Origin of the sequence: Candidatus Kapaibacterium sp. (genome assembly GCA_023957315.1) — a bacterium.
Classification (GTDB): Bacteria; Bacteroidota; Ignavibacteria; order Kapaibacteriales; family UBA2268; genus PGYU01.
Map to the genome: position 1 here is coordinate 19,725 of JAMLHE010000008.1, position 12,883 is coordinate 32,607.

Annotated in this window: 6 protein-coding genes; 2 read left to right on the forward strand and 4 right to left on the reverse strand. The window is 39.3% G+C overall.

What is annotated here, in order from left to right:
• Positions 1–97 precede the first annotated feature (97 nt).
• The gene (locus M9949_09625; protein MCO5251665.1) at positions 98–3,691 is read right to left on the reverse strand and encodes a T9SS type A sorting domain-containing protein; all 3,594 of its coding nucleotides are present in this window, start codon (positions 3,689–3,691) and stop codon (positions 98–100) included.
• Between the two features lie 148 nt (positions 3,692–3,839).
• On the reverse strand, positions 3,840–5,969 hold the full coding sequence (locus M9949_09630; protein ID MCO5251666.1) for an elongation factor G: 2,130 nt from the start codon (positions 5,967–5,969) through the stop codon (positions 3,840–3,842).
• Between the two features lie 164 nt (positions 5,970–6,133).
• Between M9949_09630 and M9949_09635 the strand changes: the two genes are divergently transcribed.
• The gene (locus M9949_09635) at positions 6,134–7,399 is read left to right on the forward strand and encodes an insulinase family protein (protein ID MCO5251667.1); all 1,266 of its coding nucleotides are present in this window, start codon (positions 6,134–6,136) and stop codon (positions 7,397–7,399) included.
• 2 nt (positions 7,400–7,401) lie between these two features.
• Here the strand turns inward: M9949_09635 and M9949_09640 are convergent, their stop codons facing one another.
• Positions 7,402–8,634: an S-adenosylmethionine:tRNA ribosyltransferase-isomerase gene (locus M9949_09640; GenBank protein ID MCO5251668.1), complete on the reverse strand. Its 1,233-nt coding sequence runs from the start codon at positions 8,632–8,634 to the stop codon at positions 7,402–7,404.
• Positions 8,627–11,803 carry a preprotein translocase subunit SecA gene (secA, locus tag M9949_09645; protein ID MCO5251669.1) on the reverse strand — a complete coding sequence of 1,059 codons (3,177 nt, stop codon included), beginning with the start codon at positions 11,801–11,803 and terminating at the stop codon, positions 8,627–8,629. Before secA ends, M9949_09640 begins: the two co-directional genes overlap by 8 nt.
• Positions 11,804–11,965: 162 nt before the next feature.
• On the opposite strand from secA, the gene speB reads away from it, so the two are divergent.
• Positions 11,966–12,856 (forward strand): agmatinase, encoded by an 891-nt coding sequence (gene speB / locus M9949_09650; protein MCO5251670.1) that lies wholly within the window; start codon positions 11,966–11,968, stop codon positions 12,854–12,856.
• The last annotated feature ends 27 nt before the right edge of the window (positions 12,857–12,883 follow it).

Genomic DNA, 12,883 nt, shown 5'->3' on the forward strand with positions numbered 1-12,883 from the left:
CGGGCGATTTTGTGCTATGAGGAATCACCTTCATAACAAATTGGCAATAAAAAATCCGGACTGTATAATTACAATCCGGATTTTTTGAGTGTTGCGATTACTTCATTATCATCACTTGTTCGGAAACTTTGTTCCAAGGGGTGATGAGTTGAATCGTGTATGTGCCGTTTCCGATGGATTTTGTGTTAACATTGAACTCTATTATTTCCAATGTGTTAGCGGCACGTTTGAAGTCACCTTTGTGGACGATTCTGCCGTGAATGTCGTAAATTTCAATGCGGAAATTGCCCTGCTCTTGAGTGGAGATGCTCAGTGTGATTTCGTCACGAGCTGGATTGGGGGCGACGGTCAAGGCAGTTGGCTTAAACATCTGGACGCCACTTAAATCATTGACGCAACCTTCGACAGTGAGCTCGCCATTAATTGTTTCGGAATAATATCTCGGTTCGGAAAATGTTATGGAATTAATTTTCAACTCTGTGGCTTCGCTGCGACCAACGAGGGCTCTTCCGTAAATATAATTAATTATTTTATTTTGTGGTGTAAATTCAGCTTCGGGAGCTTTGATTGTGATTATTCTATCTGCTCCGAGACGAGTATTGCTCACTATTTCCCCGAATCGGACGCTGTCGGGGTAGAAATATTCGGCATCGAAAGCAATGGTAACTTCATAATCTGTAGTGATGCTCTGCCAATCGGGACATGCGAGTTTGGCATAAAGTGGAATCGCAATTGAAGCACCGGATTGGACTTTCATCACAGGCAAAGAAAACACGAAATCCATTTTGCTGCTTGCCAAGAGCGGAATTTCGAGCGTGAATTCGCAAGGAGAATCGGATTTAATAATTAAAATATCGGAAAAGTCGGCAATATTTTGAGGAGTGTAATTGATTGATAATTCTATTACTTCACCGTTTTTATATATTCGGATAAATGAATTAATATTTTCGATTGCGAAATAATTATTTTGGAAATATATTTCACTGATTGATAAATCGGAATCTGTTTGAACAGTTAATTTTAATGTTTCGGTGACTTTTGTACCAAGGCATATTTCGCCGAAATCAATAGAATTTTTGTCCGGAATTAATGAAATATTATTTTGTCGAATATCAATAGTTGCTGAATCTGTGCATCCTGCCTCATTTTCAACTCGTAGTGAATAAAGTCCGGCTTGAGTGACTGTGATTGTTTCCGTAGTTTCGCCTGTTGACCAGAAATATGCATCATATTTCAATTTTGAGGAAATTACAACCGGTTCCTCATTACAGATTGAGAGCGGCGATGAGACTAATTCGAGTGCCAAATCGGGATAAATTGTCACGTCAATTTCTGTGCTGTCTGTGCAAATATTATTCGTGATTTTTAATTTATATTTTCCGGAACTCGAAACCGTGATTGATTCGCTTGTTTCACCGGTTGACCATAAATAATTATAAGCGGGATTGAAATTATTGGCTGACAATGTGATTTCCTCGCCTAAGCAGGCAGAGAGTGACGATGCAATAATTTCAGCTTGTGGCAGAGCGTAAACTGTGACTTTGGCAAAGGCTGTGTCTGTGCAGCCGTTGGGCGAAGTAGCTACGAGAAAATAATCACCGGATTCGCTAATAATGCGTTCGGAGGAGTTTAAGCCGTCGTTCCATTTGTAATTATTTTCGGAATTAATCTCGAGTGGGCGCAGCGTGACGCTCTCCCCTTCGCAAAGTTCGTACAAATATTTCTCGAAATTAATTTCGGGTTTGTCGAATTCTTCGATTGTAATTGTTTCTGTGCCTGTACAACCCGCATCAGATACGACTGTGACGGAATACTCACCACCGCGAGTAATCACAATTTCCGGAGTTTTTTCGCCCGTTGACCAATCATATTTATAGCCTTCGCCTGTCAAACTCGTTTTCAAAACAATTGTATCACCCAAACAAATATAATCGGGTGCGAGGATGGAGAAAAGCAATTTATCGCCTAATTTAACATTTATTGTGTCGTGAGCGATGCAACCGTTTTCATTTTCAACAGTTAAGATATATTGACCAATTTTATTAATTGTAATTCGGTCAGAAGTCGAACCGGTTGACCATTTATATTTATAATTAGCACCTGGTTGGGCTCGTAGTTGCAATGTAGCACCTTCGCAAAGTACCGAATCGCCGATAATTTTTGCTATTGGTTTAGGTAAAATTGTAATCATCACTGAATCGGAGCGAATTGTACTGTTTATATCAACGGTGACTTTGTACAGCCCAGCATCGGAGAGTTTAGCATTGCGAATTGTGAGTGTTTTACTTGAATATTGAGAACCATCGGGAGCGAGCCATGTATATTTGTTGGTCGTTATGTCCGGTTGGACGTCAACACGGAGGACTAAATCATCGCCTTCGCAAACAGAATCCGGAATTATTTTGACCCAAAAATCAATTAATCCCTGCACAAAGTTGGGAAGACCGAGATGAAATTTGATTCTTTCAAAGATAAATTTATCATAAGCCATAAAACTACAATCTACACCTGACAAATTCGGTTTATTTATAACGAAAAGTGATTGAATTAAACTTGGGGGATTTCCAAATATTGAAGTAATATTTCTTAAATATATTTTACCATTAGGAGCTAATTGTATAGCTCCATCTGCTATATTTTCATTTATAGAATGATTATTTTCATAAACTACATAAGCTGACGCTAAAATCCTGCTTGAATCTAATATGCTAATATCAAATTGCATTAATTTATTAAAAACATCAATCGTTGAGACATATAACTTCTTTGAATCAGGTGAAAACCCAATTCCATATAAGTTCATTTGCTTACCATTCAAGTCAACAAATAAATCACCAATGTTAAAACTATGTAAAGACTTAATCTGTCCTGTCAGTTTATCGAAACTCAAGATATCAAGACTATTAGTATGTGCAACTAATAGCGAAATTAAATCTCCTTCAATATTTGAAGTCATTAATCCTGAAAATGCTTGACTTAAAGCATTGGGAAAAGGACCAAAAAGAGGATGAAATGCTCCCGTTGTGCTTTTTACAATGTTTGGGTCAAGACCATCTTCGGTTAATAAGGCAGCAAGAAAAGTACGAGAATTTAATTCATGTGATATAATCCACACATCTTTCCCATTTCCATGCTTAATTCCGATTAATTTTTCACCAGAATTTTTGAATAAATCTCTATCTGTTATAATCATTTCGCCTACCCCATTATTTCCGTCAATGTCAACTATACTGTATCTCGTTGTAAAATAATTATAATTTTCAAATTTACACATTGAAGCAAAAATAAAATAATTATTATTATTGCCCGGTTGTTTAACAATCAATCCTGTTTGACCTGCTCTTGCAAAACCATCGTTATCAAACAAAGTACAAAATGGTTCGTAAAAACTATTGCTTTTTTTAATAGAATCCGGTATACCGGTATATGAGTATGCTGTCACGCCACCCGTAGAAAATAGAAATCTTCCGCTTGAATCAGATACTGATGAGCATCCCTCAGTCGCGCTACTTATACTTTCTCTGAGTATTTTTGGTTCACCATCAGGAGTATCGAATGTGATTACCCATTTTCCTCCAAAATCCCAATTATATGCTTCTTTTTGTGAGAATAACCCTTCGTAAGCAGTTAGAAAAATCAACACAAGTAAGAAAACTTGTATTTTGGAATGAGTATCATGCTTGGAAATCATATTCACACCTTTTTCATATTTTAAATCCTCACTTTGCAACATACAAAAATATTTTAAATGTGCAAGAAAAAAAGTGAAATTTGTAAGAAAAAAAAATCCGGCTTGTGTGAAACCGGATTTTCAAGACATTAATTATATAAGGTCGTGACTATTCGTCGTCTGATTGTTGCTTTTTGTAAGCTTCCATCAATTCGATTTGAACGTTCGGCGGTACAGCTGCGTATTCGGAGAAAGCGGATGTAAAGGTGGCTCTCGCTTGAGTCATCGAACGCAAAGCCTGCGAATACTTGTCCACTTCGGCAAGCGGCATACGTGCTTTGATTTTCTGATATTTACCTTCGGAATCAATCCCCAAGATGACTCCGCGACGCGAAGGAAGGTCGCTCATAACGTCGCCGACGTAGTCTTCGGGCACTTTCACTTCGATATCGTAAATCGGTTCGAGTATTTTCGGGCTTGCTTGCGTGAAATTATCTTTGAAAACCATCATCCCTGCGGTCTTGAAGGCTGCTTCGTTTGAATCAACGGGATGCATTTTGCCATCATAAATTGCAACGCGAATATCGCGAACGTAAGAGCCGGTCAATGGTCCCTCTTGCATTTTTTCCATGACGCCTTTCAAAATTGCGGGCATAAAACGTTGGTCAATCACACCGCCCACGATACAGTTGACAAATTCGAGCTTTCCGCCCCAATCAAGGTCGTAGAGGTCTTTCCCACGGACTGACATTCCATCGGGATTGGGCAAATTCTCGTACCAAGGCTCAACCATCATATGAACTTCAGCAAATTGCCCTGCTCCACCACTTTGCTTTTTGTGGCGGTAACTGCCTTGGGCTTTTTTCTGGATAGTTTCGCGGTACGGCACTCTCGGTTCGATAAATACAGCTTCTACCTTATAGCGATTTTCGAGTCGCCATTTGATAACGCCCAAATGCAATTCGCCTTGTGCAAATACAATTGTTTGGCGCAATTCCTGCGAATGTTCGATTACGATAGTTGGGTCTTCGGCGTGAAGTGCATGCAATCCCATACCAACTTTTTCTTCCTCGCCCTTAGTTTTGGGAACGACGGCTGTACGGACTTTCGGGTTTGGATATTCGATTTTTTGGAAAGTAACGTTGAAATTCTTTTCGTGCAAAGTGTCGTTGATATTGGTTGCTTTCAATTTGACAGTCGAGCCAATATCACCGGCAAGCATTTCGGAAACTTCGTCGCGTTTTTTGCCATTGATGACGAAAACCTGCCCGATTCTTTCGGATGAACCTCTATCGGAATTGATAAGGTCGATGCCTGAATGTAATTTGCCTGAAATCACTTTGAAAAAAGTCATGTCACCAAGGCGTGGGTCGGAAACCATTTTGAAAATAAATAGAGAAACTTTTGCCGTTGGGTCGCTATCAACTTTGATGCTGCCTTCTTCGACTGCAACGGGCATTTCGCTCGGGAATGGCACTTCCTTGACAATGAAATCCATGAAGTGTTTGAAACCGATGAAATTTTTGGAACAAACGCAGAAAATCGGCATGATTTCACGTGCTATCAGTGCTTTTTTCAAACCGTTTGCAATTTGTTCATCAGTCAGACTGCCTTCTTCGAAATATTGGTTCATCAAATCTTCGTCACTTTCGGCGATAGATTCGATGAGTTCATTTCTGAGAGTTTCGACTTTGTCAACTTCGGAAGCGGGTAAATCCAAAATTTCGGGTTCGGTGCTTCCTGAATATTTGACGGCTTTCATCGAAAGAATGTCAATTACTGTATTAAATCCGGCACCGGCATTGAGCGGATACTGGAATATGGTAGCACTATTGCCGACCTGAGCCTTGATATCTTCGACTACAGAGTCAAATTTTGATTGCTCGATATCTAACTTATTCAGTAAAAAGATAGTCGGTTTGTTGGATTTTGCGGCATAAGTCATTCCGTTTTCAGTGCCAACTTCGAGCCCGTTGACGGAATTGACTACCACTACTGCGGTGTCGCAAACATGCATCGGCGCAATCATTTCGCCGATATAATCATCATACCCGGGAGTATCGATGATATTGATTTTGGTGTTGTTGTACTCAGCAAACATAATTGAGCTAAACACAGACGAGCTTTTCTCGTGTTCGAGTTCGTTGAAATCCGATACTGTATTGTTATCTTCTACAGTACCTCTACGGCTGATACTACCTGCATGAAAAAGCATAGCCTCTGCGATAGAAGTTTTCCCCGAACCCGCATGTCCAACTAATGCGATGTTCCTGATATTTTTTGGTTCATAAACCTTCATATATAAGCTCCACGTATAAAAACTGTTTTTAACAATTTCGCTAATCAAATAAACTTTAAATTAGCAATAATTTTCGAGATAATAAAATTTTTTTTGCAAATTTTGTAATATTTTTCACTTTTATTCGCTTTTGTCCTTTGATAAGAATAATAATTAAGATGAAAATGATAGATTTAACAAAAAATATCCCGATAGTAACACACCGACTTAGCAATAAACTTGATTTGACAATAGTTCCGATACGGAAATCGCCTATAATCAGTATCAATCTGACTTACTTCGTAGGCTCGTACAATGAGTACAAGGGAATCAGAGGTTTTGCACATTTGTTTGAGCATTTGATGTTCGAAGGTACGAAAAATGTGCTAAAGGGCGAATTCGACAAGATTTGTACGCTTGCAGGCGGCTCAAATAACGCATATACCACTCACAACAAGACTACATATTTGATGGTATTGCCATCGAATCAGTTGGAACTCGCTTTGTGGTTAGATTCGGACAGGATGTACAATTCGGAGATTACCGAGCACGCTTTGAAAAATCAGAAGAGCGTTGTGATTGAGGAAATTTCGCAAAATGTTGAAAATCGCACTTACGGCACATTCAGAAAATATCTGGCAGAGCTTGCTTATAAAGCCGATACGCCCTATTCATGGGATGTTTATGGCGATATTAGTGATATAAATAACTCAACATTGGAACTTGCGCGACAATTTTTCGATACTTATTACAAACCCTCCAATGCATCATTGGTGATATGCGGCGATTGCGAGCCACAAAGCACAATTGAGCTTGTTGAAAAATATTTTGGCGAGAAATCGGAGAGTGCTCTCCCCCATTCAAATGGGAATAAAGTGAATGTGCAAAAGGGGCATCACTTCATTAGCCCTGATGAAGTACCTTTGGATGCAGTTTTCATAGCATTTCATTTGCCGGATTATATGAATGCGGATAACGATACAGCCGATTTCATTTCGCAAATTTTAGCGGGTGGACGCAGCAGTTTGTTGCATGATAGCCTTGTTCGGGGCAAGCAGGTGGCGTCTTCAGCCGGAGTATTTACCGACAGACGGCAATATTCATCATTGTTGGTTTTCTATGCAATTGCTTCGGATACAAGCGTAACAGCGGAAATTTTGGCGACAGAGTTGAGAAATGAAATTGAATTGCTAACGAAAAGAACGGATTTGGACTATCTTGTAGAAAAAACTAAGAACCGAATGTTGACAGGAATCGCAAATGAGATTCAATATACGCAAGGTTTGGCGGACACAATCGGGAATTTCAGAACCTTTTACGGCGATGCAAAGAAATTTTACGACGTGATTGAAATGATGACAACGTGTTCGCCGGATACAATAATCGAATTTTGCGATAAATATTTGGATTTCGATTCAAGCATTAGAATTGATTATCAAAGCAAAGGTTAGTTTTACAATAATAATGATGAATCGCCATAGCTGAGAAAGCGATAATCCGAATTTAGGGCTTCGTCGTATGACGCTTTCCAAAGCTCTCTGCCGAGAAATGATGCCACGAGCAAAATGAGCGTTGATTTGGGTTGATGAAAATTAGTCAACATTCCGGAAACAACCTTAAATCGATAACCCGGGATGATTAATAGAGACGTGTCGCCGCTTATAGTGTCTAATTTCTGAGCCGCAGCTTGGTCGAGCAAATTTGTAATTGCAACCGCCGGGTCAGAAATTGCAAATTGCCCATATGCCGTCCATTGGTCTAAGCAAATTGCTGTAAGGTCAATTTTTATACCTTCGGAAATTAAATTTCCAATCCAAAAAAGTGATTCCAAAGTTCTGACAGATGTCGTCCCAACAGCAATGATGGGCTTCTTTTGCTCCAATGCGACTTTGATTTGCTTCAATTGCTTAATCCCGACACTAAATTGCTCCGAGTGCATCACATGATTTGCGATTTTATCATCGGCAATTGGAATGAAAGTCCCGGGACCGACATGAAGAATCAAATCGCAGATATTGATTCCTTTCTTATTTAGCGTTTCATTTATCTCAGGAGTGAAATGCAAACCGGCTGTCGGAGCAGCAACCGAACCATCAGCAATAGCATAAACGGTTTGGTATCTTTCGACATCGTTGGATTCCGTTTCACGTTTGATATACGGTGGCAAAGGAACTTGACCATGACTTGCTAGCAAATGCGAAAATGTCAAAGCCTCATCAGACCAATCGAATTGCACCACAGCCTTATTTTCGTATCTTTTTAAAATGGTAGCTGTAAATTGCAAATCATTATCCGGATGTGCATCAATTTCAAGCGTCATTCCTTCGCGAACAGCTCTACCACCAACGATACACTCCCAAGAGCAAGATTTAAGTGATTGCATCGCAATCTGAGGGTCGGCAGATGGCTGCAAGGGCTTAATTAAAAGCAATTCAACTTTTGCTCCACCTGATTTACGAAAATGCAAACGTGCAGAAATTACTTTTGTAGAATTCCTGACTAATAAAGCATCTTGGGGCAATAAATTAGCTAAATCAGTGAATTTGTGATGCTTAATTTTCCCTGATTTTCTCTCGACAAATAATAATTTGCTGTCCGAACGAGAGAAAGCCGGAAAATAAGCAATTTTATCTTCCGGCAATTCGTAGTTGTAGTGTTCTAAATCAATCTCAGAAACATTAATCATCGAGTAATTCACAGGCTTGAGAACTTATATCGTTTTCGACTTTTTTGAATTTCGCTTCAACAATTTTGCCGTTAGTATATTTTACCTTGACGACGTCGTTTCTGCCGATTTTTTTAATATCGCGTTTGTACGTTTTTGAAACAGTAGTAGCCATACCTTCGGGACCGCTTTGTTGTGGAACATTTGCCAAGAATGCCGGAGTTTGGTTCGAGTGCTCAAATTTCAAATTTGAAGATTGAGTTCTACTCGTTACGACCGGTACTCCGTCTTCATTGACAGCCGCTTTGAATGTTACGGGACGCTTGCCACGCATTTCGCGTTGAACGATTTGCGGGAAATACTTGAATGCAAATGACATCGCTTCTTTGTTGATGTCCTTGACTAATTCAACGAATAATTTGAACGCTTCGGATTTGTATTCCAAAAGTGGGTCTTTTTGACCGTATGACCTAAGATGGATACCCTCTTTCAAATCATCCATTCCACGTAGGTGTTCTTTCCATTTGTCATCAATTGTTTGCAAAACTGCGACTCGTTCCAATTTTGCCATAAATTCTTTACCGAGCATTTCCTCTTTACGTTTGTAAAATTCTTCGGCAGATGAAATGATTTTGGCAACTATTTCATCACTTTTCATTTTATCCAATTCATCAGCCGTAATTTTAATTTCACAAAGTAAATTAGCACGGACAGTGTCTTGGAGTCCTTTCAAATCTAATTCTTCTTTGAAATTTTCCACCCATTCAAATGCGGTATCTTCGACAAATTCAAAAATCTCACCTTTTAATCTTTCGCCGCGTAGAGCTTGCCTTCTACGATTGTAGATTACTTCACGTTGTTGGTTCATCACGTTGTCATATTCGAGCAATCTTTTCCTGATGGAGAAGTTATTTTCTTCAACTTTTTTCTGGGCTCTTTCGACAGTTTTAGAAATCATTGAATGTTGGATAGGCTCGCCTTCGGGAATTTTAAGTTTGCTCATAACTCCGGCAATTTTATCACCACTGAACAATCGCATCAAATCATCTTCAAGTGAAATGTAGAAAATTGAACTACCCGGGTCGCCCTGACGACCTGCTCTACCACGTAACTGACGGTCAATTCTTCTGGCGTCATGGCGTTCAGAGCCAATAATTGCCAAACCACCGTTTTTCTTTACGTCATGGTCGAGCTTGATGTCCGTCCCACGCCCTGCCATGTTTGTAGCAATAGTAATAGCACCCTTTTGTCCTGCTTGAGCAACAATATCTGCTTCACGAGCATGTTGCTTGGCATTCAAAACATTGTGCTTGATGCCATTTCGCTTGAGCATTTTTGAGATAACTTCCGACACCTCTACACTTGCTGTACCAACCAAGACTGCTCTGCCCTGCTTTTGCAAATCGGTGACTTCCTCAATGAGGGCATTGTATTTTTCGCGCTTAGTTTTGAAAATCAAATCCTCTTGGTCGTCCCTTACGATTGGTCTATTAGTAGGGATAACAGTCACATCGAGTTTGTAAATTTTTTCAAATTCGGCTGCTTCGGTTTCTGCCGTTCCGGTCATACCTGCTAATTTGCGGTATAGGCGGAAATAATTTTGCAAAGTTACAGTAGCGAATGTTTGGGTATCGCGTTCGACTTTCACATTTTCTTTTGCTTCGATAGCTTGGTGCAGACCTTCCGAATAGCGTCTTCCTTCTAAAATGCGTCCGGTAAATTCGTCAACAATCATTACTTTGCCATCTTGGACAACGTATTCTACGTCTTTTTCATATAGAGTATAAGCTCGGAGCAATTGTTGAATTGTGTGAATTATATCGCTTCTTTCGGAATAAATCACATTCACAGTATCTTTACGGAGTTGCTTTTCTTCTGGACTTAAAGATGAATCACCCTCGATAGCACTATATTCGGCAGCAATGTCGGGAATGACAAACATTTCCGGGTCGGCTTCAGTTTCGCCAAGTATTTCTCTACCTTTCTCAGTTATATCCACCTGGTGATTTTTTTCTTCGATTGTATAATATAATTCGTCGGTAACTTCGTGCATCCGAACGCCACGGTCACGTAAGAAGAATAACTCGGTTTCTTGTTTCAATTTTTGATTTTCGGGGTCTTGTAATAACTTTGAAAGTTTTTTATGCTTTGGAAGTCCGCGATAAGACCTGAATAAATGAATACCTGCTTTGTCTCTGTCATCTTTATTGCCTGTCTTGAGCAATGCTTCAACTTCTGAAACATACGACGTGATGAGCTTGCTTTGGGCATCTATCAGTTTCACCACTTTTGTCTTCATTTGTGCAAATTTGTGGTCTGATTGAGCTACGGGACCTGAAATGATAAGCGGTGTACGAGCTTCATCAATCAAAACGGAGTCCACTTCATCAACTATGGCGTACCAATGCTCCCTTTGGACACAATGAGTGATATCGATAACCATGTTATCACGCAAGTAGTCGAAACCAAACTCGTTATTCGTACCATATGTAATATCGCAATTGTAATATTTTTTCCGTACGTCATTATCCATATTGGATTGAATAGAGCCAACTTTCATTCCCAAGAAATTATAAACAGGACTCATCCACTCGGAGTCACGTTTTGCAAGGTAGTCGTTAACAGTTACGATATGAACGCCGCGTCCTGCTAAGGCATTTAAGTAAACCGGGGCAACCGCAACAAGTGTTTTACCTTCGCCCGTTGTCATTTCCGAAATTTTGCCCTGATGCAAAACAATTCCGCCAATCATCTGAACATCATAGGGAATCATATCCCATTTTGCATGTTGCCCGGCATATTCATAAGCAAAGCCTTGTTCGGCAAGTCGCTTGCAGGTTTGCTTAACAACAGCAAATGCTTGAGGCAATATCTCATCTAAGGTATCATTCACAGTCGCAAAAATTTCATCTCCCAAAGCTTTAATTTGTTGGGTCATATCCATGATTTCATCAGCATGAAGCTCCTCTTCTTGGAGTCTGTGTTGCAATTCTTCTCGTTCTGTTTCTAAATCTTTGATTCGAGACTGAATAAGTTCTTTGAATTCAACTGTTTTATTTTTGATTTCATCGTCAGACAATTTGTGATACTCTTCGTAATACTTGTTAATTTCATCCACGATTGGTCTGATTAGTTTTACCTCTTTGTCGTGCTTACTTCCAAATATTTTCGAAATGATATTGGCAATCATTAGTTTACTTTTTTAAAAATTCTACAAATCATTGCAAGTGACGTTTTGTTTGAAGTGTTATTTATTTTATATCAAAACTGCAACAAAAATTGCGATATAGCAAACATTTTAGTATTTTTGAAGATTAAATCAAACAAAAAAATAAATAATACAGGGCTAAACTTGAAAACTTTGAACGTAGAATCAAATTTCTTAGCGATTGAAGAAGAATATTCAAATTTGGAATCATCAAAAATCGTCATTGTTCCGGCGCCATACGAGCATACCGTTAGTTATGGTGGTGGAACTGCGAATGCACCGGAGGCAATATTAAAAGCATCAGCATATGTCGAGTTTTTCGATGATGAAAGCACCAGAGAACTTTGTTATGATAAAGGAATTGCAACGATTGAACCTTTGGATTTTAGCGGAAAAGTAGATGACGCGGCTCTTCAATTGATTGAAGATACTGTTGACCAACTTTTGGATATGGACAAATTTGTAGTAACAATCGGCGGCGAACACACAATATCTTCTGCACCAATCAAATCTCACTTCAAAAAGCATCCTAATATGAGCGTACTTCAATTTGATGCTCATAGTGATTTTCGCGACACTTACCAAGATTCTAAATATTCTCATGCTTCGGTGATGGCACGTGTAGCAGAGTTTTTCCCAAATGAAAGAATCACACAAGTTGGCATTAGAGCTCAGTGCATCGAAGAATACGAGTTTATCAAAGCAAATAAAGTTAAGACTTTTTACGCCTCTGCTATTGGAAGGGGATTGCATGGTGAGCAATGGCAAAAAAGTGTTGTGGACACTTTAGCCGATGAAATCTATGTAACATTCGATTTAGATTATTTCGACCCTTCAATAATGCCGGCAACCGGAACTCCTGAGCCGGACGGCTTATTATATAACGAAACAATTCAACTGTTTAGGGAAATTCGTCGCCGCAACAAAAGAATCATCGGCTTTGATGTTGTTGAATTAGCGCCTGTTGAAATTTTGCATCATTGTGATTTGACATCTGCCAGATTGATTTACAAAATTTTAAATTTACAATTTTAATAATTCTAATGTTTTCGAGTGATTGAA